The sequence below is a fragment of the Paraflavitalea pollutisoli genome (assembly GCF_029360705.1).
Classification (GTDB): Bacteria; Bacteroidota; Bacteroidia; order Chitinophagales; family Chitinophagaceae; genus Paraflavitalea; species Paraflavitalea pollutisoli.
The window spans coordinates 916,903-942,229 of record NZ_JARKMX010000014.1 but is presented as its reverse complement, the minus strand read 5'-3'; the positions used below and the strand labels follow the sequence as shown (position 1 = coordinate 942,229).

The window sequence follows — 25,327 nt, the reverse complement described above, 5'->3', positions numbered from 1 at the left end:
TGCAATAACTTGATTACAGGTGGATCGCCTCGCCATACGCCACTTCGATCGCGTCTTTCACGCTTTCGCTGATGGTTGGGTGCGGGTGAATGCTGTTCAGCACTTCATGGTACGTAGTCTCCAGCTTGCGGGCTACTACGGTTTCAATGATGATCTCCGTTACGTTGTAACCGATCATATGGGTTCCCAGCCACTCGCCATACTTAGCGTCGAAGACCACTTTTACGAACCCTTCGGTATGACCGGCGCCTACCGCTTTACCGGAAGCCGTCAGCGGGAACTTGCCCACCTTGATATCGTAGCCTGCATCCTTGGCTTGCTTTTCAGTAAGACCTACAGACGCTACCTCAGGCGTGCAATAAGTACAGCCCGGTACGTTGCCGTAATCCAGTGCTTCGGGTTGGTGGTTGTATTTCTTTTCGTTGTAGCCAATGTTCTCTACACAGATGATACCTTCTTTCGAAGCTACGTGTGCGAGGGCCTGACCAGGTACGCAATCACCGATGGCATAGATGCCGGGCACATTGGTCTGGTAGTATTTGTCAACGGAGATCTTTCCTTTTTCGGTCTTAACACCAGTCTCTTCGAGACCAATGCCTTCGATGTTGGCAGCAACACCTACTGCGCTCAGTACGATATCAGCTTCCAGGGTGATCTCGCCATTGGCCGTTTTAACGGTCGCTTTCACACCATTACCGCTGGTATCCACTTTGGTTACTTCGGCATTGGTGAGTACATCGATACCTTTCTTCTTGAATTGCTTTTCCAGTTCTTTGGAGATGTCTTCATCTTCAACAGGTACGATGCGGGGCAGAAACTCGACGATCGTTACTTTGGTACCCATGCTGTTGTAGAAGTAGCCAAACTCAACGCCGATCGCACCACTACCTACTACGATGATGCTCTTGGGCTGCTCGGGCAGTACCATGGCTTCGCGGTAGCCGATGATCTTTTTGCCATCCTGCTTCAGGGCGGGCAACTCACGGCTGCGGCCACCGGTTGCGAGGATGATATGTTTACCTTCCACCAATTGCTTGCTGCCATCGGCGGCGGTTACTTCGATCTGACCTTTTGCTTTCAGTTTACCAAAGCCCATGACCACATCGATCTTGTTCTTCTTCATCAGGAACTGAACGCCTTTGCTCATCTTGTCGGCGGCACCGCGGCTGCGTTTTACCACAGCGGCAAAGTCGTGCTTACCAGACGCTTCAATACCAAAATCCTTGGCGTGATTGATATAGTCCATAACCTGGGCACTCTTCAGCAGGGCCTTGGTTGGGATACAACCCCAGTTGAGGCAGATACCTCCCAGGTTTTCTTTTTCAATAATTGCTGTCTTAAAACCCAATTGGGCGGCACGGATAGCTGCCACGTATCCACCGGGGCCGCTACCGAGAACTACTACGTCGTATGCCATATGTGATGTACGATTTTAAATTTCAGAATTCTGAATATGAACGCATTATTGCTCAAAAGACCAGCGAAGCTACTCGAAAAACGGAAAAAAGCCAAATGAGCCACCTTCTATAACAGCAGATGGTCGTCAGATGTTTATTGTGTAACTTCCCCATAAACTTCCGGGGTTCATGAAAAAAGTCCTTCGTTATTTCCTGTTAACGATTCTTATCATACTGGGCGTATTCTCTATTTATGCTTTTGCCAGTGGCCGTACTTACCTGTTTAAGGCAGTCTGGTACAATTTTGCCAACATTGACGACTACGAGAAGTTTACCAACAATACCGTCGTTACCGGCGATCACCAGCCCTGGCCCCAGGCAGCGCATTACAACAAACCCACGATGCCCGACAGTTTGCGGGCTTTTCTACAGGATATCAGCACGATTGCGGTAGTCGTGCTGCGCAACGATTCATTGTTGTACGAACACTATGACCAGGGGTATACCGACTCTTCGTGGTCGGGGTCATTCTCCGTAGCCAAGAGTATAACCAGTTTGCTGATTGGCGCGGCGCTTAAAGATGGCAGCATTGCTTCCCTCCAGGATCCTGTAGGTCATTATCTCCCGGAATTTGCGGCAGGCAACAAGGCAGCCGTGCGCATCGGCGACCTGCTCACGATGAGCAGCGGCAGCGACTGGGACGAATCTTATTCCAACCCGCTTTCGGTGACCACCGAAGCCTATTATGGCAGTGATATTTACAAGACGGCTACGGGCGTGCAGATCGTGCAAACACCTGGTACCCTGCACCGCTATAAATCGGGCGATACCCAATTGCTGGGGTTGATCGTAGAGAAAGCGACGGGTAAAAGCCTGAGTGCCTATGCCTCGGAGAAGTTGTGGAAGCCACTGGGCGCCGAGCATCCGGCACTCTGGAGCACGGATCATACCGGCGGGCACGAAAAGGCTTATTGTTGTTTCAATACCAATGCGCGCGATTTTGCCCGGATCGGCAGTCTGATGCTCGACAGCGGTCGCTGGAAAGGGCAGGAGATCATTACGCCCGATTATTTCAAAGCGTCGATAACACCCTGTCGCATACCAGATGTAGATGGACAGCCGACGGAATACTATGGTTATCAATGGTGGATAGATCCCACCGATCCATCAGTTTTCTATGCCCGCGGCATTCTCGGTCAATACATTATCTGCATTCCCGACAAGAACATGGTAGTAGTAAGACTGGGTAAAAAACGCGGTTCCGTGTCCAATACGGTGCCCCGCGAGGTCAACGACCTTGTTCGTTGGGCGAGGGGGCTGTAAAGTTCTTTCCGTTACTCTTTAAATGTAAGATTATCAATTAATTATTGCTTCTTTTTGGTTTCTGCCAGCCTGGTAGGTCATCCACGGCTATAGCTGCATGGACAGGGTACGCCTTCTCGTGCCTTAGAAAATCCCTCACAATTACAAAATCAGCCAAAAACAGGGCCTGAAAACGGTCTGGTTGGACCTTTTTGGGCGGCCTGTTCAACCGCTGTAGGACCTCCCATCCCAGGGTCATCCTAGGGTCATCCTAGGGTTATCCTAGGGTCATCCTTGGGTTTTTAGCCTACCATAACCCGGGGATAACCCTGAGAACCCCCTGAGAGCATAGGACCTATCCAGTTTGAATAAGCTGCGAACAGGCCGGAAGAGTTCATCACAAACCGGTTAGAATTGTGCTACGGGCCAAACTTTTTGGCTCTTGGCGCGTTTTACTACTTTTGTCGCGCTTAATCGCAAAAACAGGTATGAAACTAGACATTCTCGCTATCGGCGTTCACCCGGACGATGTGGAACTCGGCTGTTCGGGCACCCTGCTCAATGAATTGAAACTCGGTAAGCAAGTGGGTATCCTGGACCTTACGCAAGGCGAACTGGGCACCCGCGGAACGATCGAAACGCGTTATGCAGAAGCCGCTGCCGCGGCAAAAATCCTCGGCGTGCAAGTACGAGAGAACCTTAAAATGCGGGATGGCTTTTTCCGCAATGATGAAGAGCACAAGCTGCAACTGATACAGGCCATTCGTAAATACCAGCCGGAGATTGTAATTGCGAATATTCTCGATGATCGTCACCCCGACCATGGACGGGCGGGGCACCTGATCGCCGATGCCTGTTTCTTGGCGGGGCTCATCAAGATCGAGACAAAAGACGACACGGGCAATCCGCAGGCGCGCTGGCGTCCGAAATATGTACTGCATTACATGCAGGACTGGTACCATGAGCCAGATATTCTCATCGATATCAGCGATGTATTCGAGCAACGCATGAAATCGATCGAAGCATATGGTACGCAATTCAACAGCGGTACTGCAGGCGATAAAGAACCACAAACCTATATTTCCACCCCCGATTTTCTTGACAGCGTCATCGCCCGTGCCAGAATGCTCGGCAAACGCATCGGCGTGAAATATGCAGAAGGCTTTATCAGCGAGAAAAAGATAGGTATCAGGAACCTCGACGCGCTGGTGCAGGTAGAAACCTAAACAGATATTGTCGCCTGATTGTCACATACGTTAGCGTCTTGGTAAAATTCCGTTTCCGGCATAGCGATTGCACAATTTTAGCCGTTAATTACCCGGTGATTGATTACCTTTGCCACCATTTTAAAAACTAGAAGATCATGTCAGCAGTGCCAAAATTCGCCAACGTACAGCCTTCATTCCACACGGAGTTGAAGAAGCGTATCACCAACTACTTCGAGGAAGTAGGTAAATCGCAGTATGGAGATTATCCGATCTTCATGAAAGCGGTGATCCTGATGGTGGTGTTTCTGGCGATCTATGTTCACCTGGTGTTCTTTACGCCGAATGTGTTCTTCGCCATTCTCGAAAGCGTATTGTTGGGTGGAGTAGTGTCCGCGATCGGTTTCAATGTGATGCACGACGGTGCGCACGGTAGCTTCAGCAAATACAAATGGGTGAACAGCTTTGCAGCCTTCTCCCTGAACATACTGGGTGGTAACAGCTTTATGTGGAACATGAAGCACAATGTGATCCACCACGCGTACACCAACGTGGATGGCCTCGATGATGATATCGATATCCAGCCCTGGATGCGCATGAGCTCTACACAACCCAAATATCGCCTGCACAAATACCAGCATATCTATTTCTGGTTCCTGTACTCTTTGCTGTACGTGTTCTGGATCTTCGTGCTGGACTATCAAAAATATTTCAAGAGCCGTATCGGCAACATGCCCCTGAAAAAAATGAAGCTGAGTGACCACCTCGTATTCTGGGGTTTCAAAGTGTTTCACCTCTTCCTGTTTGTGGGTTTGCCGATCTACATGGTAGGGTTCACTTCCTGGTTGGTTAGCTTTTTGGTGATGACATTGGTGGCGGGTCTTGTATTGAGCCTCGTGTTCCAACTGGCGCATACCGTAGAGCATACCGCTTTCCCGGTGCCCAACGTTGATACCAATAAACTCGAAGACGAGTGGGCTGTACACCAGATCAAAACAACCGCCAATTTTGCTACCCACAACAAAGTGGTGAGCTGGTTGGTAGGCGGTCTCAACTTCCAGATCGAGCACCACCTGTTTCCCAAAATCTCCCACATCCACTACCCGGCGATCAGCAAGATCATCCGCCAGGCTTGTAAGGAATACGGTATCGAGTACATCGAATATCCCCGTGTGCGTTATGCAGTGGCTTCGCACGTCGCTTTCCTGAAGCAAATGGGCAGGGCAGCGTAAGTGGCAACGAGGGAAGTCAACGACACTGAGTAATACAAGCGTACAAATACAACAACATACCACAACCCGGACCGGCTCAGCCAGTCCGGGTTGTGTTTTTTAGGTTACTACTGCCTTCCCCCTAGGGTGCCTTAATGCCTGGCTGCCTGACTGCCTTTCTTTCCCCACGCAACTATTAACCCTCATTTTACGTCTTGTTCCCGGCTAAAAAACTATTTTTGCACTTCAAAATTCAGCGTAGCAAACATGTCAACAGTAAAAGTAGGTTTGGTGCAGACAACCTGTACTGCCAACAAAGAAGAGAACTTGCAGAAGGCGATAGTCAAGGTGCGGGAAGCAGCCGCCAAAGGCGCGCAGATCGTATGCCTGCAGGAATTGTTTACATCACTCTATTTCTGTGATGTGGAGGATTATGAAAACTTCAAACTGGCCGAGCCCATTCCCGGCGCTTCTACCGATGCCCTGAGCAAGGTAGCCAAAGAAGAAGGCGTGGTGATCATTGCCTCTTTGTTTGAGAAGCGGGCACAGGGCCTGTACCACAATACCACTGCGGTACTCGATGCCGATGGTTCTTATCTCGGCAAGTACCGGAAGATGCATATTCCCGACGATCCGGCGTATTATGAGAAGTTCTACTTCACGCCCGGCGACCTCGGTTACAAAGTGTTCAAGACGAAGTTTGCCACCTTTGGTGTGCTCATCTGCTGGGATCAATGGTATCCCGAAGCAGCCCGTATTACCTCTCTCATGGGAGCAGAGATCCTGTTCTATCCCACCGCCATAGGCTGGGCTACCGCACAGGATGAAGCGACCAATACCGAGCAATACAATGCATGGCAGACCATTCAGCGCAGCCATGCCGTAGCGAATGGTGTGCACGTGGTGAGCGTAAACCGTGTAGGCCTGGAGCAGAACGGCGCTATGCAATTCTGGGGCGGCTCTTTTGTGTCCAATCCTTTCGGTACGCTGCTCTACAAGGCATCGCACGACCAGGAAGAAGTAGAAGTGGTGGAGCTCGACCTCGCGAAGAGTGACCGCTACCGTACGCATTGGCCGTTCATGCGCGATCGCCGCATCGACTCCTATCAGCCCATCACCAAGCGTTATATCGACGACGAGAACTAGTTATATCCATGCTCAATGTTCGCGGCTCCCACTCGCCATCAGGGCGATTTGCCATCGGACATTGAGCATTTTACTTTTAAAACATATAGCCCTTCATGGAATCAGTTACTCCCAAGAGCTTAGGATATTATTTCCCCGCTGAATTTGCGCCACATGTAGCGACCTGGCTCAGCTGGCCACACAAGGAAGCCTCCTGGCCCGGCAAGATCGATGCGATCTATCCGTACTACGCTCAGTTTATCCGCGAACTGTCGCTTGGCGAACTGGTGCGTATCAATGTGGCTGATGAAGCGATGAAAAACTTCGCGTTGAAATACATCCGTGAAGCGGGTGCCGATCTCAGTAAGGTGGAGTTCTTTTTACATCCCACCAACGATGCCTGGTGCCGCGATCATGGTCCGGCATTCCTGGTCAATCCAAAGGCCGACATCAAAAAGGTGATCGTCGATTGGGGCTATAATGCCTGGGGTGGCAAATACCCTCCCTTTGACCTCGACGATGTGATCCCTACGCGGATCGGTAAAGCGTTGAATATCCCCGTATATAATCCTGGTATCGTTATGGAGGGTGGTTCTGTAGAGTTCAATGGCAAGGGCACCTTGCTCACTTCTACAGCCTGCCTGCTCAATCCTAACCGCAACCCGCACCTGAATCAACAACAGATCGAAGAATACCTGTACAACTACTACGGCGTAGAGCAGGTGTTGTGGGTCGATGAAGGTATTGTTGGAGATGATACCGATGGTCATATCGATGATACCGTTCGTTTCGTCAATGAAGACACGGTGCTCACCGTGATCGAAGAGAATAAGGTGGATGAGAACTATGAGCTACTGCAAACCAACCTCGATCAGTTGAAGGCCATGCGGCTATTGAACGGCAAGCAGCTGAATATTGTAGAACTACCCATGCCCGACGAAGTAGTATACGATGATCAGCGACTGCCAGCGTCCTATGCCAACTTCTGTATTGCTAATGCGTCTGTGATCGTTCCTACTTTCCGTTGCGACAAAGACGAGCAGGCTTTGCAGATCATCCAGGATTGTTTCCCTGATCGAAAAGTAGTCGGTATCGACTCTACCGAGATCATTTGGGGCCTGGGCAGTTTCCATTGCCTCAGTCAGCAGGAACCCGCTATATAATAATATAAGGATCATGAAGGGGTGGTAGCCATAGCTGCCACCCTTTTTTTGTGCCCCTGTCCACCAACACGGGCGGCAATACTACTGCCGTGATCTTCCAAAGCGGCTGGCGAAACAGCTGATCTGCCGGTTTTTAGCATGTGGCAGGTAAATGAATAACCAACATACGGTGACCAACCAAAGGGGGTGTTTTGATCTTTGTCAAATGACCGGCGCCGGTGGTGAAAAGCGCAGAATAAAGACCTGATAAGGGTTTTGGTCGATAAAAACGCCGGCTATATCGACGTAGCATTTAGCGAATATCTTAGTAGAATATGATAAAATAGGTAAAAGACGTATTCAAAAAGGTAGGTACTTTTAATTGTAAGATTGACAATTAAACAAATCGTGTCTCATCTTGTAAGTGAGGTGCTGTTTGCTTTGATAGGGATTCTTTTACATCAACCCTAAAGCTTGCTAAAATGAAAAAGTTATTAGCCTCCCGTGTTCCGGCAACGGAATACATTCCACCTGTCAGTGACCTTTCAGCATTTCGCATATGATGCGTAACCATTAACCTGCCCTGTAAAAAGAAGATAATTTCTTGCCCTTTTTAGATGTGTACGAATGTACTACTGCCTGTATCATGCCGGCAATAGCTTGCTATTGCATAAACCAAACAAAATAACAATTATGACCAACATGCTGACTGCTGCAAAGCCCTGGCGCATTCCATGGCTTTTTGTATGCATCCTGTCATCACTCGTTGCCCAGGCGCAACAAAGTGTAAGTGGCCGGATCACGGAAAAGAAGACCGGCAACCCACTGCCGGGTGTTACGATCAAAGAAAAAGGTTCCTCCAACAGTTTATCTTCCAAAGACGATGGCACCTTTACCATTCAACTGAAAACTGCTAAGCCCGTACTGGAAATTAGTTTTGTAGGGTATTCCTCACAAAACATCACTGTTAATGGAAGAACTTCCCTGCAGATCGTGCTGGAAGAAGATACCAAAGGAATGGAGGATGTCGTGGTCATTGGCTACCAGAATATCCAACGGCGCAAGACCTCTGCCGCTATCTCTACCGTAAAAGGAAAAGACATCGAAAACATTCCTTATCCCACCTTCGATCAGATGCTGCAAGGCCGTGCTGCGGGCTTGAATATCCTCAGTGTTTCAGGTGAACCCGGTGCAAACAATATTGTCAATATTCGGGGTAATACAAGTGTCAGCAATGGCGACGGAAGTATCGGAGCCAACGGCATCAGCTCTCCGCTGTATGTGATCGATGGTATCGTATATGATGTAAGCGACGTTCGCTCGGCCTATGGTAATGCGAACCCGCTGTTGGCGATCAACCCCAATGATATTGAGTCGGTCGACATCCTGAAAGATGCCTCTGCGGCGGCTATTTATGGGGCGAGAGCCGGTAATGGTGTTATCATCATCAAAACCAAAAGACCTAAAACAGGCCGGCCCCAGTTCCGTGTATCATCTTATGTTGGTATCTCGACGGCGCCAGCTATGAAACCGGTATTGGCGGGTGTTGCTGAAAGACAATATAAAATGGACATTCTGCGGGCACAGGCCGATTATACCCAAAAGGGGCAGTTGAGCCAGTTCCTGACCGATAGTCTGAACACGGCTTTCAACAACAATACCGACTGGCAGGGACTGTTCTTACAGGATGCCACCATCAAAAACGTGGACGTTAACATTGGCGGTGCTGAAGAAAGATTTGCCTATCGTATCTCGATGAACCGCTACGAAGAAGAAGGTATCATGCGTGGCTTTACCCTGGCCCGTACCACACCTCGCCTGTTCCTGTCGGTAAAGCCCTACAAAGGCATTGAAGTAACTACCGACCTGTACCTGGGCTTCACGAAAGCCAAGCATGGTCCGGGTAATCTGGCCAGCATTTATCCCTTCAGCGTATCCAATTTCCCGTCTTCTTTCTGGCGTATAACTGACCAGGTAAAAGAAATGTATGAAGGCAGGAGCAGTCAGGTGCGTGATGACGACCGTACAACTTCCATCAACGGTAATACCCGCTTGATCGCTAACATCACGCCGGAACTGACGTTTACCACGTCATTGTCGTATAATTTCGGTTTTGCCCGTCGTGATTATCTGCAGCATAAATCCGTGACCACCAACAACCGGTCAGATGCCATACACTTCTCTTCCAATAGCCGCCGCTGGGAGGTTGAGAACTATCTGACCTATACCAAAGAGATCAAGGACCATACGATCACTGCGTTGCTTGGACAAGGTGCCGAAGAACAAGTGAACCAAGTCACCAATGCCAGAGGTAATGGTGTTCCTTTCGATGCCATCCAGATGTTGCAAGGTGTTCCAAGCGGACCGGGATTGTCTGCATCTACTACTTATGAAGATCGTTCCCGCGTATCGGGTTTTGCCCGTATTGGCTATGACTACAAAGGCAAGTATGGCATCGATGGTAGCTTCCGGATGGATGCATCTTCCCGTTATTCCTCCTCCAGCCGCTGGGGTACTTTCCCTGCCGCGTCTGTGCGCTGGAATGTTTCGGAAGAAAAATGGTTTGATGGCCTAAAGGATGTGGTAAACTTTCTGAAAGTACGCGGTAGCTATGGCATCACGGGCCGTGATCCCGGTAACTACTACGCCCAGTATCGTCAGTTATCGACCAATGTGGCGTATACGAGTTCTACGCTCGGATCAGGTGCTACCGGTAACGTGATCACGTACAATGGTGTAACAGCCATAACGCCTAATTATGGGGTGCCGGCACCTGCTGCCAATATCACCTGGGAAAGGTCGCCCCAAATGAACCTGGGTATCGATGCGAATTTCCTGAATGATCGTATTACCCTTACAGCAGACTATTATATCAAAGATTCCCGCGAGCTGGTATTCAACATTCCCGTACCGGTTACTACCGGTTATACTACCGCCTCCAACAACTATGTGGATGTACGCAACAAGGGATACGAATTCACACTGACCACACAGAACCTTGGTAAGAACTCTCCGTTGAAATGGAGCACCACGTTGAACGTTGCCTTCAATGATAACCTGGTCACCAAACTGCCCGATGGTAATCGTGATTTCGTCTATGGCCAGCCCTGGTTGCAACGTACCCTTACCATTGGACAGCCCATGTACGGCTTCCTGGTATGGGATGTGCCCAGTGTTTATCCTACACAGGGTGATGTACCTGTAGATCCACTCACCGGTCAGCGCATCCGTTGGTATGGTGGTAACTTCTTCGGGGCTGGCGATGGTGCCAAGAGAGATATCAATGGCGACTACAACATCGATAACCTCGATAAGATCTATAAAGGCAACCCCCAGACAAAACTGTACGGCGGTATCGTCAACAGCTTCTCTTACAAGAATTTCACCTTGCAGGTATTGGCCACCTTCATTTCAGGCAGAACGCTGTGGAATGGTTATTTATCTGATAAGCTGGCTTCTGCGGGCAATGATGTAGTAAACCGCTGGGGACCTTATTCTGGCCCGGCTTCTGATTTCGGCGGCCTTGACTTCTGGCGTCAGCCCGGTGACGTAGCGTTTTTCCCGTCACTGATCAACAATGCGGTCGACAAATGGCATATCGCTCAAACCATCTTCACGGAAGATGCGAGCTTCTTCCGGTTGAAGAACATCAACCTGGGTTATTCCATGCCGCAAAAGTTCGCCAAAAAGGTAGGACTTCGCAGCATCCGTTTCTATAGCATTATCGACAACGTGTTCGTATTGCACAATGCGACCGTTCCCGATCCTGAACTGGTTTCCCCTGATGGCTATACCAATGGTAACGATTATCCGCTTCCTAAAAAGTTCACATTTGGCCTTGAGCTTAATTTCTAAAAACTGCGAACATGAACCGAATTATCAATAAACTTTCTGTTGCCCTGTTACTGGCAACCTCATTGACTTCCTGCCAGAAGTTCCTGGAGCGGAAGCCCATCAACACGGCCACCGACGGCAATTTCTGGAACAACGAGGCGGAAGCCAACAACGCCATGGCGGGTACTTATGCACTCACCCGCACCTCGCTGATGGAGCAGGGAATGTCTCACTACTATTATGGCGATTTTGCCACCGACGAGTTCATGTCTAACCTGCCCGGGGAAGACATCAACCATATCGGCAATATCAACTGGGGATTTTTTATTCCTGCCACCGAATTACACCGCGGTCTGCTGCGGTTGCGTCGCTGGGATAATTTTTACCGGGCGATCGACCAGGCAAACCGTTGTCTGCAAAACATCCCAGGCATACCCGTGGATCAATTCACATCGGCCAACAGGCAGGCTGCTAAAGATGCACTGGTGGCAGAAGCGTATTTTCTCCGGGCCTTTAACTACTTCTACATGGCCCGCATCTGGGGTGATGTGCCGCTGGTGACCGAATCAGTAGCTGACGCTGCACTGGCGCCCAATCTGGAGCGTACACCGCAGGCCGAAATATTGAACCTGTGTATCAAAGACCTGGAAGCTGCTCTGCCCAAAATGACCTGGGCAGCCGCCAGCGCCAATAGGCCAATCCGTGCCAGTAAAGGGGCTGCTTATGCGCTGCTCGCACATATCTATGCCTGGAAAGGGGAGTACGATAAAGTGATCGTCGCTGCAGATTCCGTCATTTCGAAAGGTGGTTATACGTATGTGAACCGGAGCAATGGCACGACTTACCTGAGTATTTTTAAAGGCAACACGACGGAAGGGATTTTTGAGATTGCCAAGAATTCGAATACTGAAGGATCGGGACATACCAACCCGGTAATCGGTGATATTGCCTTCAGGACACTCAAAACGCCCTACCTGGCGACCAACCTGGGTAACTCACAGTTTACCCTGGATGTGGGTACGCTGAACAACCTGTTCCCCAACACCGCTGATAGCAATGACTACCGCCGTAAGAACGGTTTCGCTTACTGGGGTACCGTTGATCCGATCAATATCAAATACTCGAATATCATCTACACAGCGGCCAACAATACATCGCCCATCAACCTCAACAACATCATCGTTTTCCGGCTGGCGGATATTAAGTTGTTGAAAGCGGAAGCGCTGGCAGCACAATCCACGTTTGGTGAAGCCCGTACACTGCTCAATGAGATCCGCTCGATCAACAATGTATCGGCCTACACAGGCCCCGACAATACCTTGTTCGAAACAGTGATCGAGGAAAGGGCACGCGAGTTGTTCCTGGAAGGTCACCGGTTTTATGACCTCATCAGGCTGGCCCGGAAAACCGGTACCCTGAAGTTCAACGGCACTGGTGCGATTGTGCGCATGGACGGAACGCAATTTCAGCAAGGCAAATATTACTGGCCGGTAGATCCGATCCTGATTCAGCTGAACACCAAACTGACGCAAACGCCTTTCTGGAGAGACAAAATGTAAACTGCTAAAACTAGAAATTATGAAAAGTTATTCAATAGGTATCCTTCTCATCATCATCTTTGCCGGGGCTACTTCCTGCAAAAAAGCAGCTTACCTCACGGATGGCGGTGTACATGATCCCAGGACACCACTTACTACCTACGATTACCTGGCCCAGCACCCCTGGAAGCTTTTTGATACCCTGGTGAAAGTAATCGATCACTACGGACTTAAAGAGCAGGTCAATGCAGCCAATACGTTCTTTGCACCTACCAACTATTCCATTGGCCGTTATATGACCCTGCGCCTGACGGAAAAGCAAGCTGCCAATCCTGCAGCAGCGTATACACTAGATAGCTTGTACAAAGACATGAAAGCAGATTCTGTACTGCAATACATGTTTGCGGACAAGATCACGCTGGCAGACGCGCAGGAATTGAAACCTACGATGTATCCATCAAAAGTGGTGGCCGGTCTTCAGTTGGGCGTAATGAAAGAGCTGCAAACCAATACCCTTTACCTCGAACGTTCCAATGCACCTACGTACCTGCTGTACCTGGTTAAAGTGCGGGGCGCCATCGATGAGCCGGGTGTTGTACCGCCAGCGAATGAATCAGATATACGGGTACTTTGTCAAACCACTGGTATTCTGCCCGAAAACGGGAACCGTGTGTTGCACGTATTGTCTAACCTGCATACGTTTGGCAGGTTTTAGGAAGTTGTTATTGAATCATACAAAATCAGGTCAATCATGAAATTGAGACATATCACTGCTGCCACAGCGCTCGTTGTCACGTTGTGGGGCTGTAATAAAGACGACGTAGGCTTTTTAAGTGACAGGTTGTTCTACCGGGCCAATCCTTTCACTGCCGCCAAAGGCCGTGTAACCACTTCAGCTCCGCTGGAAACCGATGGCTCTACCCAGGCCTTGACAGTCAAACTGCTCGCCGTTCGTGACAAAACAGGTGCTGTTACCGATGTGCTTTCTAAAGAGTATGAAATTCCGATCTACAAGGGTGAAATACTGTTTAGCGACAGCACGCTCGATATGTTGTCTAAAAAGCTGGGCACGGCTATGTACAAGCCTTTTAATGTAAATGAGCTGGGCGGTCGTCTTGAAGTAACGCCCGCTTCTATGTTTGTAGATACCGGTATCTATGATTTCGATGTGCAGGCGTCTAATGTGAAGGGTACAATTGTGCTGAACAGCATTGCCCGGGTGCGCATCAATCCTGCAGTTCCCTTTCAATTGGTGCGGCAATTTGCCAGCACTTCTGTAACTGGTCAGGAAGCGACATTTGTAACGCAGGCTAACTTTGCCGTTACCGTAGACAGGGTGCCTGCCGGCCCCAATAAGATCATCGTGAAGTTTGTGGATAAAAATGGTGCCACCTTCAATCCGAAGACAGGACAGGTAATACCCCGGGCTACGCTCGCGGGTACTACGGGCTTACGGTATTCTTTCAAGCAGTTTGCTCCGTATTATGCAGAAGAGATAACTGATACGGCATTGGTTTATCAATATCCGGATAAAACGCCTACTTATCCGCTGTTTGTATTGAACAATGCGTACCTCAGTTCCTATCGTATACCAGCTGCTTTTAATGACCTGAACCAGAACATCAATCCTGAGTTCTCAGTAAGGCTGTACCCGGCTGATCAGGGCATTCCTTATGTGAAAGGAACCTGGATCATCACCAACCGGGTAAACTTTGCGGCTAAAAAGTAGTTGATAGCAAATTATAACAACCGATGAAGGCAGTCTGAGAGATGGCTGTCTTCGTTCTTTCTTATTTATTAATTTCTCATTTATTAAGTTACCCATGAGTTTTTTGTCAACATCATCCAAAAGAAAAGCAGCGATGTATGCGGCCCTGTTTGCGGCAACGCTGCCTGTGTGTGCGCAACACTCGGATTATCCTATCCAGCCTGTTGATTTTACCCATGTTCACCTTACCGACCATTTCTGGGCTCCTAAAATTCAGGTGAATGCGGATGTAACGATCCCCTATACGCTGGAGCAGTGCAGGCGAACCGGACGGATCGACAACTTTCTGAAGGCCGCCGGCAAAATGCCCGCCGACAAATACACCGAGTACACTTTTGATGATACCGATATCTATAAAGTGCTGGAAGGGGCTTCCTATGGCCTGCAGGTGCAAAAGAATCCGAAGCTGGAGTCATACATGGATTCGCTCATCCAGATCATTGCCGATGCACAGGAGCCCGATGGCTACCTCTATACGTTCCGTACTATGAAACCGGCAAAAGTGCACGACTGGGTAGGTACCAAACGCTGGCAAAAAGAAGAAGACCTGAGCCATGAGCTGTATAACTCTGGCCACCTGTTTGAAGCGGCAGTAGCGCATTACCAGGCGACCGGCAAGAAGAACCTGCTGAATATCGCCATCAAAAATGCCGACCTGCTCGTAAAGGACTTCGGCTACGGCAAAGAAGAAAAAGCACCCGGTCACCAGGTAGTGGAAATCGGATTGGCCAAGATGTACCGGGTAACTGGTAAAAAGGAATACCTCGATCTCGCCAAGTTCTTTCTCGATGTACGTGGACCTAAAAAAGGTCAGTATAGCCAGGCACATAAAAAAGTAGTGGAGCAGGATGAAGCAGTAGGACATGCCGTACGCGCCACCTATATGTACACCGGTATGGCGGATATTGCGGCCCTGACCGGCAATGAAGCTTACCTCAAAGCCATCGATGCCATCTGGCATGATGTGGTGGAAAGAAAACTCTACATTACGGGCGGTATAGGCGCTACCGGCGCGGGCGAAGCCTTTGGTGCTCCGTTCCAGCTGCCCAATATGTCGGCATATGCAGAGACCTGTGCGGCCATTGCGAATGTGTACTGGAACAACCGTATGTTCCTGTTGCACGGCGATGCCAAATACATCGATGTACTGGAGCGCGTATTGTACAACGGCCTGCTATCGGGTGTATCCCTCAGTGGTGACCGTTTCTTTTATCCCAACCCATTGGCCTCTATGGGGCAGCACCAACGCAGTGCGTGGTTTGGTTGCGCTTGTTGTATTTCCAACATGACGCGCTTCCTGCCGTCGATGCCGGGATACATGTATGCCCAGAACAAAAACGACCTGTATGTAAATCTCTTTGCTGGTGGTACGGCGGATATCAAGTTGCCCGCTGGTAACATCAAGCTGGAGCAACAAACAGCATATCCCTGGGAAGGAAAAGTGAAGATCGTGGTAAGCCCTGAGAAGACAACCAGCTTTGCCCTTCAGGTACGTGTGCCCGGATGGTCTAAAAAAGAAGTGGTACCCGGCGATCTCTATTTTGCCGCTGATAAAAAAGCGCAGCCCCTCGTGATCACCCTCAATGGCAAACCCATAAAATATGATATGGTGAAAGGGTATGCAGTGATCAACCGCAAATGGAAAAAGGGTGACGCCATTGCCTTCGAACTGCCCATGGAAGTACAGAAGCTATTTGCCAAAGAAGATGTCAAAGATGATAAAAGCCGTTTCGCTTTACAGCGTGGTCCGTTGCTGTATTGCCTGGAAGGTCCCGACAACAAAGACAGTGCGGTACAAAACATCGTAGTAGACAAAGCGGTAGACGTAAAGCCCGTGGTCAAGTCCAATTTGCTGAACGGCGTTACCGTGCTGGAAATGCAGGGCTCTTCTACCAAGAGGCAGCTCAATAGCGATGAACTCGTCAAGTCTTCACAAACAGTAACTGCTATTCCGTATTATAGCTGGGCCAACCGCGGCCCTGGTGAAATGGTGGTATGGATCCCTTATGAAGCGTCTGCTGCCAAACCCAAACCAGCCCTCACCATTGCTGCGAAAAGCAAGGCCACGGCCTCGCTCAACAACCAACGTATGTGGAAAGCGCTGAGTGATCAGTACGATCCCGAAAGTGCACAGGACAACAATGCCCCTTACCTGCATTGGTGGCCCAAGAAAAACACCCTGGAATGGGTGCAGTATGAATTTGATCAGGAATATACGGTGTCTGAATCCAAAGTATACTGGTTCGACGACGGTCCATTTGGTGGTTGTCGTATCCCAGCTTCCTGGAAGTTGTATTACAAGAAAGGAACCGAGTGGGTGCCTGTGCAAACCACCGGTGACTACGAGCTTTCGAAAGACAAATACAATACCGTTAAATTTGAACCTATAAAAACCACTGCCCTTAAAATGGAAGTACAGTTGCCTGCCAACCATGCAACCGGCATCCATGAGTGGATCGTAAGATAGTTTTGTTGTTCAGTCGTTGCCCCTACGGGGGCAGCGACTGTTATTTATTGAATTGTAAATTTGAACTGCCCCCGTTACCGGGGATGCACTGAACCTTACCAGATGCGCAAACCATTTATCACCCTTGCTGCAGCCCTGCTCGTCAACGCCGCAGCACATAGCCAGCGTCAGGCTACCATTACCATCGACGCCAACAAACCGGGAGCTGCTGTGGCTTCTACCCTGCATGGTATCTTCTTCGAAGAGATCAGTCATGGGGGAGAAGGCGGCCTGTATGGAGAGTTGATCCAGAACCGCGGTTTCGAAGAAAGCCGGGTGCCGGCAGGTACCAAAATTGAGAACGGCTGGCTGATACCCACCTCGGGCACGCCCCACTACATGCTGCAACCACGCGTGAGCGATTGGCGGATGCGCTGGCCATTAAGAAGCCAGTGGCCTGCCTGGTCGCTGGAAACCGCCAGTGCGGACAATATCAAGATCCAGCTGACGCAGGAAAAGCCATTGACCGACGCCACTCCCAACTCCATGCAGGTAGACATACAGGCATTGGATGCGGGCGGAAAGAACAACCTGGTCAACGAAGGCTTCTGGGGTATCAAGGCCAATGCAGGCGAGTTGTACAACCTCTCCTTTTACGTACGTACCGATGACCGGTACAAGGGAGCGTTGACCGTATCCCTGCAATCGAAGGATGGAAAAGTATTGGCGCAACAAGTACTCAGCAATGTTAAAGGCGGTACCTGGAAAAAATATACCTGTACACTGAAACCCACCGCCACCGACCTTAAGGCCAAATTTGTATTTACATTCGGCAGCACGGGCACGGTATGGCTGGATTTCGTATCTCTTTTCCCGCAGCAAACATTCAAGAACCGGCCCAATGGGATGCGGAAAGACCTGGCACAATACCTGGCAGATCTCAAACCTGCCTTCGTACGCTGGCCAGGTGGTTGTTTTGTGGAGGGCATCAATATAGAAAATGCCGCCAACTGGAAACGTACCATCGGACCCCAGGAAAAAAGACCTGGCACTTATAGTGTATGGGGCTATTGGAGCAGCGATGGTTTTGGTTACCATGAGTACCTGCAGTTCTGCGAGGACCTGAAAGCGGAAGCGCTCTATGTGTTCAATGCAGGCGTTTCGTGTGAATACCGCAGCGGCACTTTCATTCCCGACGACTCCCTGCAACCAGTAGTAGATGATGTGCTCGATGCCATCGAATATGCTATCGGGCCCGCTACTTCGAAATGGGGCAAGGTAAGGGCCGCCAATGGACACCCCAAGCCTTTTTCGCTCAAGTACGTGGAAATTGGTAACGAACAACATGGCCCGCGGTATGCAAAAAGATACAATATATTCTATGAAGCCATCAAAAAGAAGTATCCGCAGCTGATCCTGATGGCCAGCATGGGTATTGGTGATATCAACAAGCGTACGCTCGACAGCATGAAGGTAGTAGATGTGGCCGATGAGCATGCTTACAAAGCTGCTTACTGGGCCTTTAACAACTACGATCACTTTGATAAATACAAGCGCGGTGATTGGGATGTGTACGTAGGAGAGTATGCGACCAATGCCGGCGTAGGCAGTGGTAATATGATGGCTGCGCTGAATGATGCGGTGTACATCATGGGTATGGAACGCAATGGTGACCTCGTTAAAATGTCGAGCTATGCACCACTGTTCGAAAATGTCAATACACGCCATTGGCCTGTTAACCTTATCAACTTCGATGCCGGCAAAAGCTTTGGCCGTATCTCGTATTATGCCATCAAAATGATGTCGGATCACCGGGCCGATCAAAATCTGCAAACAACGGTGACGTTGCCGCCGGCGGCCAACCCGCTGCCGCAATTTGCCGGAGGCATTGGCCTGGCTACCTGGGATACGCAAACTGAATACCGGGATATTGAAGTCGTAAAAGATGGAAAAACCGTTTATAAAAGTGATTTCATCAACCGTCCGCAGGAATGGCAGGCCATTCGTGGCCGGTGGAGCGTGAAAGACAGTGCGCTGGCGCAAACTGCGCAGGGCGCCCAACGCCTCAACCTGCTCGCCGGTAAATCGTTCGATACCTATACGCTGAAACTCAAGGCCCGCAAAACAGGCGGCACCAATGCGTTCATCATTCCTTTTGCCGTGAAAGATGCAGCCAGCCATATGCGGGTGCATATCGGCTCTTATGTCAATATCAATTATGTGGTGGAACTGGTGGCGGATAGCTTCTCTATCGCCGATATGATGCCACAGCGCAGGTTACCTGCCCCGATTGAAACCGGCAAATGGTATGATATTACCATTGAAGTAGGGGTGGATAAAATTGATTGCTACCTCGATGGCAAACAGCTTTTCTCTTTCAAACAGCCCAATACTTTCTTTAGTATTGCCGGCCGGGACCAGCAGACCGGTGATATCATTGTGAAGATGGTCAATGGATCGGATGCTCCCTATGCAGCCGCAATTAACCTGGAGGGTGTGTTGGCCGTGGGCGCTACCGGTGAGCTGACCACGTTGCAGGCTGATTCTCCGCAAGCAGAGAACTCCCTGGAAAAACCAACGCAATACGTTCCTGTCGTTACGAAGCTCACCAATGTGAAACCTTCGTTTGAAGTGACGCTTAAACCTTACACGATCGCCATTTTACGTGTAAAAGATATTGGCTGGAAGAAAACAGCTCAACGCTAGTAATCTCAGTACCCAACGCATGGATAAGATTGGTCGGCATGGTAGCCTTACCTGCTGACCAATCCCTTCCGATGCGACCTCTCTCCCCGGAACAGCTTCCTTTTGTCAATCCCTCTTTCAGGGGATCGTTCGCCACCATAAATCATGGATTTCCGCGATTGTCAGCCCGTTCAGGTGTGGTCATAATTTTGTTACTTATATCCGATGGGAGCGGGTAACAAAGAAAAATGGCCGCCTGTTGGCGACCATTCGAAGGAAGTGTTAAGGTTCTTTTTATAGGTAGGTCATTTTATCCCTTGGCATTCAACCTGGCGATCAACTTTTGGTTGAGCGACACGTAATCATCGTTTTTGGCTTCTTTGGCCAGTTCGATCGATTTGTTGGCTGTAGCGATGGCATCTGCTTTTTTGCCCAGTTTGGCGAGGCAATTGGCTTTGTTGTGCAGTACCCAGAATGCTTTCGGGTTTTGTGCTTCTGCTTTATTAAACCACTCGAGGGCTTTGTTCAGGTCCTTACCATTGTCGAGGAAATACATCGCCGCATTGAAATAAGGCTTCTTGGCTTCGTCACCATCACCATTGATGCTGGTTTCGATCTGTGCCATGATCTTACTGTCGATGTCGGTTTTGATGGGCAGCGTTACGACTGTTTTATCCCATTGCAGTTGCAGTTCGCAGCTGGAAGATTGTACGTTCGCAAACTGGAAGGTAAAAGACTGTGCAGCGGTAGCCACGAGGCGTGGTTTGGCATTCACCCGTACCACATCATTCTCTTGCTTGTAAGCAGCGGGAGAGGTGATGTCGAGTTGTTTGGTCAGGATCAGCACCCAATTGGTTGCGTCGGGGATGCTTACGAGGCCATATTTACCGGCGGGTACCTTGGTGCCGCCAATGATCACATCGTCACCGAAGGTGAGGACAGTGGCCTGGTTGGCACCCGTGCGCCATACTTTTTTATAAGGTACCAGATCGCCCATGATCTTACGACCTTTCATTTGTGGGCGTGAATAAGACAGTTCGATCGAAGACAGGCCAAAGTCCTGCTTGATCGTTTGTGTGGGTGATGGAGCCGGTGTTTTAAGAGGCTGGGCATAGCCGGCAAAAGCTGTCAGCAAAGTGAAAGCAAAGACGTTGATGGTTTTGCGCATGGCAATTAAATTTTCGCAAAGGTAAACGATAATTGCCCTGCAAAAAGAACAGTTGTATAAAAGGTTTAAAATGTAACGACCACGGTAACTTTTGCTTTACGGCCCTTGAGCAGCTTCCAGGAGGGACCTGCCTTGATAAGGCGAACGGCTTCGTCGGAGTAAGCCTGGCCGGGGGAGGATATGGCCAGGAAATTGGCTGGTACGCCCTTTTTATCCACTTCAAAGGCTACTACTACTTTGCCGGCCCCGGCAGTACCGTTTTCCGGCAGGCGTTTGTTTTGATCGAGGTATTGTTGGTATTTGAGCCAGCCGTATTCGGGCTCTGCGTTGGTCATTTTAAGGCTGGATGACCGTTGTGCGGCTGATTCGGCCTGCTTATCAAAAGCGTAGCCATATCCAATCTGCATTTCCTTTTTCCTGGATGCCAATTTGGTCCGGTAATCGCCCGTTGAATCGTTGTGGAACGTGTTTTTAAAAGAAGCGACAGCTGCTGAATCACCCGCAAATTCCCGTTCCACCTGAACGCCAGCCACCTTCCCTTGGAGGCCATTGAAATTGAGTTGGGGATTGGGGGCTTTGTCGCCCAGTTGGTTCAGGCTGATCAGATTGCTGCTATGGTTATTGAGTTGCAGGTTCTGGGTATAGTAACCGGAGGTGCCCACTGCTACATTGACCACCGAATCATTGGTCGGAATTTTGAACCAACCTTTGTTATCGGTAAAATAATCCCTTTTGCCATCGATGCGGAGTAGTGCATTGGAGATCGGGCTATTGGTGGCATTATCGGTCACCCGGCCACTGACAAAACCGCTCAGCAGTGCATCGGGATTTTTCTTTGCCTGCCGGGCGCTGAGCTCTCTGCGCGATAAATTCATTTCACGCTCGCGGGGCTTGCTCAGGAATCCCGCTGCGGACGTGTCCCGTGGTGTTTTGCCGACGATTATCTGTTCAAAATCACCTGGCCGGGTTGCATTGGAAGATATGGCGGTATTCGATAAATTGGCCTGGTTGCGGCTGGACAAGGCCTTTTTGGGCGCGAAAGCCAAGCGCATGCTATCTTCCATGGTAGGCTGATAGGTCTGCTTGTTGAGTATTGCGGCTGGTTGTTCCGATTTTTCGGCGGCTACCAGCTGATTTTCTTGTGTAAGGATCTTTGCTTCGGTTTGAGATTTGGACGGCTTGGGGAGTGGCGAATAAGCCATGGCAGGTGGTGTTATGGCCTTTTTGGAAGCGTTGTTCTCCAGCGCGTTCTCAGAAATTGCATACCCGGACTTTTGGCTGGTTATCCCCGCTGAACTTTCTGTTTCTTTCGCCAACATACCCGGGGGGAGCAAGGAGTCGGTCAACACCTGATTAGTAGCTACCGAAGAGTCTGCCATGAACGATTGGGGAGCCACGCTTTCCGGGTTGACATCTTTTGTTTTCTCTACTGCCGCTACCGGCTGTAAATGAGTACGGCTATCGCTGGTGCTATTGAAATACCAGATACCGCCGATAATGACCACAGCAGCGGCTGCGGCGGCTTGCCACCAGCGGAAGGCAATGACGGGGGCCACCTGGCGGCGGTCTTCACCAGCAACCCGCTCCTGCAACCTTTGGTGCAGTTCCTGGAGGTGGGTATCGATAGGGGCCTTGCTTTGTTGCGCAATGGTTAATTGCATGCCCTCGATGGCATCCGCCAGGAAAGGATCATCCAGGGCAGCCAGCTCCAGAGCATGCATTTCGGCAGGCGACAATTCGCCGGCGAGATACCGCTGGATATCAGCTGCTGAATAATGTTTCGTATGGTCAGTTGCGGACATGAACAAACTAAGTTTTTATTTTAAGCAAGCTACTTTCTTCTTCTACCTTTTCCATACAGATCCGCAGATTTCTCCGCCCGTTCTGTATATAACTCCGTACTTTATTCCAATCCAGGCCTGTTATATCTGCAATTTCTTTATAACATTTGTTTTGCAGGTAAAACAGTTTCACGGTATCGCGTTGCTCCCGGGAAAGTGTGTCGAGGCATCTTTCCATTTTCTGGAGATTCTCCTCTTTCAGGTTTACACCCTGTAGATGCATTTCTTCTGCCGATTGCACACTGTCGGGGTTAAATTCGGTGGTTTTCAGATTTTTCGGTGTGCGGAGCTGCATCAGGCAGTAATTCTTTGCCAGGGCATACAGCCAGCTCTTGAAATTCTCCACTTCATGTTTGGGCAACTTCTGTACCAGCTCCTCAAACACCTGCATTACAGCATCTTTGGCAGATTCCGAATCGGGCATGTATTTGAGGCAAACCCCATACAGGAGGTCCATATAGCGCTGAAAAAGGATGGCCAGCACCTCCAGGTTACCGGAGGATTGGAACATTTTTACCAGCTCTTTATCTGGTAAATCATTCTGTTGTATGTTCTTAAGGAAGGCCACGCGTGGCTAAAATTAACAAAAGAATGGTTAAAGGCTTGTGTAAAAATCTTACCGGGCAGGGCTTTATGCAATTTTGGCAATAGGAGCATCTGATAATTACAAAACCTATTGATTATGCCCAACCCCCTGCATATCAACATCGACGAACCCTGTCACGAAAATTGGCTGCACATGACGCCCAACGAGCAAGGCCGTTATTGCAGGGCTTGTCAGAAAACGGTGGTCGATTTTACCCAGCTGAGCGATCAGGCTATATTGGCCTATTTCCGTGAGGCAACTACCGGAGTGTGCGGGCGATTCAGCAATGACCAACTCGATAAAACCTACCGGGACCAGGTGCCGAAACGCCGGTTTAATTTCAATTACGCCTGGAGTGTATTGGTGGGCGGGTGGCTGATGACAGCCAGTGATGTGTCGGGGCAAACGGCTACCGTGAAGCAGGGGGAAATAGTCGTTGCAGACTGCAAGCCGCCCGGGAAAAAGAAATCCAAGCAAAACATAAAATTGCCAGCGCTTAATGTTGAGTCGATGGCCGATTTTACCCACTTGGCGCTTATCCGCAATTCAGGAATTGAAACTGTCACCCTCGGTTTTGTAGTATCGAGGGAGTTGACTTCACCTGCTGACCATGTCTCCCGTGCCTTCAATACGCTTGGCGATTGGTTGCCCTTTAAAAAGAATATAAGCTTTTATCCCAATCCTGCGCAAGCGGGTGGCTATGTAAGTTTGAAAACGGAGGCGTTTTACCCAGGCTTCTATAAACTGGAATTGATGGATGTGGCCGGTCGTATTGTGCATGTGCAGGGGTTACAAATTGCCTACTCGGGGCAAACCTTTTCGGTGCCAGTACAGAGTTCCTGGATCAAAGGGTTGTATTGGGCCAGGGTAACCAGCGCCGGTAAAAAGATTCAGGAAGCAAAACTAATTATTCAATAGCTCCTGTGCAGGTAATGACGACCGGTAGTAGTTGTTTTATCGTACAAAATTTTATATCGATTGTGTAAGTGCTGCTGACATTGCATCCAGTAAGAAAGCAATTGCGTATGAAAAGATCTGTACACATCGACATTCCTACACCATGTCACGAAAACTGGCAACAGATGACGCCAATAGAGCAGGGACGTTATTGCGGGGCCTGCCAGAAAACGGTCATAGATTTCTCGCTGATGAGTGACCAACAAGTTCTAGCCTTTTTGTCCAAAGCGACAACCACGGTTTGTGGTCGTTTGGATGATGATCAGCTGAACAGGAACATGATTGAAGGCACTGCCCGGCCTTCCTTTTCTTTTCGATATTTCTGGAGTGCGCTCGTCAGTGGCTTGTTGTTGATGAGCCAGGACCTGACAGCGCAAACGGGTAAAGTGGCGCAGCTTATCGAAGCTCCCTTGTGCAAACCTGCACGTAAAGGACCGGCAAGTACTTGTAGTGGCATTGTACTGGATAGCAGGACAAAACAGCCCATTGCCCATGCCAGCATAACTATTGCTGGCGTCGGAACGGTTGCCGCTGCCAACGAGAAGGGAGAATTTAGGATTGCAGACCTCACCAACAAGGAATCGGCATTACTGGAAATCAGTGCCGTGGGATACGATAAAAGGGAATATATATTGAAAGTAGGGGAAGAGTTGCCGACGGAGTTTGTATTGGCGCCTACCAGTTCGCAAATGGAAGCGGTAAGTGTGATTGCTTACGGAAACAGGAGAGGATGTGGTAGAGGCGGTGCCGTATCGATCGTGCACAGCGTCACCATGCTGGATAAGGTGGAGCGTGCCGTGATTGATCTATGGCCCGGGAAAAAGTCAGTGACGGTGTATCCCAATCCTGCAACTGTAGGTAGTGGCGTAAAGCTGACATTGAATATTAAAACGACCGGTGAATATAAACTGGAATTGCTGGATGCAGGTGGACGCCTGGTACATGTACAGGCCCTGCAGGTGACACAACCTGCACAAGTGATGAATGTACCCACCCAATCTTCGTGGAGTAGAGGCATTTATTGGGTGCGGGTGAGGGGCCTGACCGACAAGAAAATATACCACGCCAAGTTGGTGCTGCAATAAAAACAGCGGCTACCTGGTTCGGTAATGACATCAAGCA

The 25,327-nt window shown here is 49.6% G+C and carries 17 protein-coding genes; 13 read left to right on the top strand and 4 right to left on the bottom strand.

The genetic code is table 11. The annotated features are described in order from the left end of the window. Positions 1-13 precede the first annotated feature (13 nt). Positions 14-1,417 carry a dihydrolipoyl dehydrogenase gene (gene lpdA / locus P2W70_RS34110; protein ID WP_276486106.1) on the bottom strand — a complete coding sequence of 468 codons (1,404 nt, stop codon included), beginning with the start codon at positions 1,415-1,417 and terminating at the stop codon, positions 14-16. A 169-nt stretch (positions 1,418-1,586) separates the two neighbouring features. On the opposite strand from lpdA, the gene P2W70_RS34105 reads away from it, so the two are divergent. From P2W70_RS34105 to P2W70_RS34055, 11 genes are all read left to right on the top strand, one after another. Next, on the top strand, positions 1,587-2,720 hold the full coding sequence (locus P2W70_RS34105; RefSeq protein WP_276486105.1) for a serine hydrolase domain-containing protein: 1,134 nt from the start codon (positions 1,587-1,589) through the stop codon (positions 2,718-2,720). Between the two features lie 467 nt (positions 2,721-3,187). After that, positions 3,188-3,925 carry a bacillithiol biosynthesis deacetylase BshB1 gene (gene bshB1, locus P2W70_RS34100; RefSeq protein ID WP_276486104.1) on the top strand — a complete coding sequence of 246 codons (738 nt, stop codon included), beginning with the start codon at positions 3,188-3,190 and terminating at the stop codon, positions 3,923-3,925. Positions 3,926-4,062: 137 nt separating this feature from the next. Continuing rightward, positions 4,063-5,136 carry a fatty acid desaturase family protein gene (locus P2W70_RS34095; protein ID WP_276486103.1) on the top strand — a complete coding sequence of 358 codons (1,074 nt, stop codon included), beginning with the start codon at positions 4,063-4,065 and terminating at the stop codon, positions 5,134-5,136. 246 nt (positions 5,137-5,382) lie between these two features. After that, entirely contained in the window at positions 5,383-6,261 is an 879-nt protein-coding gene (locus P2W70_RS34090; RefSeq protein WP_276486102.1) for a carbon-nitrogen hydrolase, read from the top strand. 95 nt (positions 6,262-6,356) lie between these two features. Continuing rightward, a complete protein-coding gene (locus P2W70_RS34085; RefSeq protein WP_276486101.1) occupies positions 6,357-7,403 on the top strand; it encodes an agmatine deiminase family protein in 1,047 nt (348 codons plus the stop codon). A gap of 672 nt (positions 7,404-8,075) precedes the next feature. Next, the gene (locus P2W70_RS34080; protein ID WP_276486100.1) at positions 8,076-11,237 is read left to right on the top strand and encodes a SusC/RagA family TonB-linked outer membrane protein; all 3,162 of its coding nucleotides are present in this window, start codon (positions 8,076-8,078) and stop codon (positions 11,235-11,237) included. An 11-nt stretch (positions 11,238-11,248) separates the two neighbouring features. Continuing rightward, entirely contained in the window at positions 11,249-12,775 is a 1,527-nt protein-coding gene (locus P2W70_RS34075) for a RagB/SusD family nutrient uptake outer membrane protein (RefSeq protein WP_276486099.1), read from the top strand. 19 nt (positions 12,776-12,794) lie between these two features. Then, entirely contained in the window at positions 12,795-13,469 is a 675-nt protein-coding gene (locus tag P2W70_RS34070; RefSeq protein ID WP_276486098.1) for a hypothetical protein, read from the top strand. A 36-nt stretch (positions 13,470-13,505) separates the two neighbouring features. Next, positions 13,506-14,483 (top strand): hypothetical protein, encoded by a 978-nt coding sequence (locus P2W70_RS34065; RefSeq protein WP_276486096.1) that lies wholly within the window; start codon positions 13,506-13,508, stop codon positions 14,481-14,483. Positions 14,484-14,577: 94 nt separating this feature from the next. Beyond that, positions 14,578-16,989, top strand: a complete 2,412-nt coding sequence (locus P2W70_RS34060; RefSeq protein ID WP_276486095.1) for a glycoside hydrolase family 127 protein — start codon at positions 14,578-14,580, stop codon at positions 16,987-16,989. A gap of 102 nt (positions 16,990-17,091) precedes the next feature. After that, positions 17,092-19,674 carry an alpha-L-arabinofuranosidase C-terminal domain-containing protein gene (locus P2W70_RS34055; RefSeq protein WP_276486094.1) on the top strand — a complete coding sequence of 861 codons (2,583 nt, stop codon included), beginning with the start codon at positions 17,092-17,094 and terminating at the stop codon, positions 19,672-19,674. Positions 19,675-19,963: 289 nt separating this feature from the next. Here the strand turns inward: P2W70_RS34055 and P2W70_RS34050 are convergent, their stop codons facing one another. From P2W70_RS34050 to P2W70_RS34040, 3 genes are all read right to left on the bottom strand, one after another. Then, a complete protein-coding gene (locus P2W70_RS34050; RefSeq protein ID WP_276486093.1) occupies positions 19,964-20,821 on the bottom strand; it encodes a DUF2911 domain-containing protein in 858 nt (285 codons plus the stop codon). Positions 20,822-20,886: 65 nt separating this feature from the next. Further along, complete coding sequence (locus tag P2W70_RS34045; RefSeq protein ID WP_276486092.1) at positions 20,887-22,623, bottom strand: anti-sigma factor; 1,737 nt, start codon at positions 22,621-22,623, stop codon at positions 20,887-20,889. 7 nt (positions 22,624-22,630) lie between these two features. Further along, positions 22,631-23,230 carry an RNA polymerase sigma factor gene (locus P2W70_RS34040; RefSeq protein ID WP_276486091.1) on the bottom strand — a complete coding sequence of 200 codons (600 nt, stop codon included), beginning with the start codon at positions 23,228-23,230 and terminating at the stop codon, positions 22,631-22,633. A 114-nt stretch (positions 23,231-23,344) separates the two neighbouring features. On the opposite strand from P2W70_RS34040, the gene P2W70_RS34035 reads away from it, so the two are divergent. Both P2W70_RS34035 and P2W70_RS34030 read left to right on the top strand, forming a co-directional pair. Next, the gene (locus P2W70_RS34035; RefSeq protein WP_276486090.1) at positions 23,345-24,166 is read left to right on the top strand and encodes a T9SS type A sorting domain-containing protein; all 822 of its coding nucleotides are present in this window, start codon (positions 23,345-23,347) and stop codon (positions 24,164-24,166) included. A 107-nt stretch (positions 24,167-24,273) separates the two neighbouring features. Continuing rightward, positions 24,274-25,290: a carboxypeptidase-like regulatory domain-containing protein gene (locus P2W70_RS34030; protein WP_276486089.1), complete on the top strand. Its 1,017-nt coding sequence runs from the start codon at positions 24,274-24,276 to the stop codon at positions 25,288-25,290. Positions 25,291-25,327 lie beyond the last annotated feature (37 nt).

Bases quoted from the DNA above. Each gene is read 5' to 3' on its own strand.
- lpdA (WP_276486106.1), bottom strand. From the start codon at position 1,417: ATGGCATACGACGTAGTAGTTCTCGGTAGCGGCCCCGGTGGATACGTG.
- P2W70_RS34045 (WP_276486092.1), bottom strand. From the start codon at position 22,623: ATGTCCGCAACTGACCATACGAAACATTATTCAGCAGCTGATATCCAG.
- P2W70_RS34080 (WP_276486100.1), top strand. From the start codon at position 8,076: ATGACCAACATGCTGACTGCTGCAAAGCCCTGGCGCATTCCATGGCTT.
- P2W70_RS34070 (WP_276486098.1), top strand. From the start codon at position 12,795: ATGAAAAGTTATTCAATAGGTATCCTTCTCATCATCATCTTTGCCGGG.
- P2W70_RS34075 (WP_276486099.1), top strand. From the start codon at position 11,249: ATGAACCGAATTATCAATAAACTTTCTGTTGCCCTGTTACTGGCAACC.
- bshB1 (WP_276486104.1), top strand. From the start codon at position 3,188: ATGAAACTAGACATTCTCGCTATCGGCGTTCACCCGGACGATGTGGAA.
- P2W70_RS34090 (WP_276486102.1), top strand. From the start codon at position 5,383: ATGTCAACAGTAAAAGTAGGTTTGGTGCAGACAACCTGTACTGCCAAC.
- P2W70_RS34095 (WP_276486103.1), top strand. From the start codon at position 4,063: ATGTCAGCAGTGCCAAAATTCGCCAACGTACAGCCTTCATTCCACACG.
- P2W70_RS34065 (WP_276486096.1), top strand. From the start codon at position 13,506: ATGAAATTGAGACATATCACTGCTGCCACAGCGCTCGTTGTCACGTTG.
- P2W70_RS34030 (WP_276486089.1), top strand. From the start codon at position 24,274: ATGAAAAGATCTGTACACATCGACATTCCTACACCATGTCACGAAAAC.
- P2W70_RS34055 (WP_276486094.1), top strand. From the start codon at position 17,092: ATGCGCAAACCATTTATCACCCTTGCTGCAGCCCTGCTCGTCAACGCC.
- P2W70_RS34060 (WP_276486095.1), top strand. From the start codon at position 14,578: ATGAGTTTTTTGTCAACATCATCCAAAAGAAAAGCAGCGATGTATGCG.
- P2W70_RS34035 (WP_276486090.1), top strand. From the start codon at position 23,345: ATGCCCAACCCCCTGCATATCAACATCGACGAACCCTGTCACGAAAAT.
- P2W70_RS34085 (WP_276486101.1), top strand. From the start codon at position 6,357: ATGGAATCAGTTACTCCCAAGAGCTTAGGATATTATTTCCCCGCTGAA.
- P2W70_RS34105 (WP_276486105.1), top strand. From the start codon at position 1,587: ATGAAAAAAGTCCTTCGTTATTTCCTGTTAACGATTCTTATCATACTG.
- P2W70_RS34050 (WP_276486093.1), bottom strand. From the start codon at position 20,821: ATGCGCAAAACCATCAACGTCTTTGCTTTCACTTTGCTGACAGCTTTT.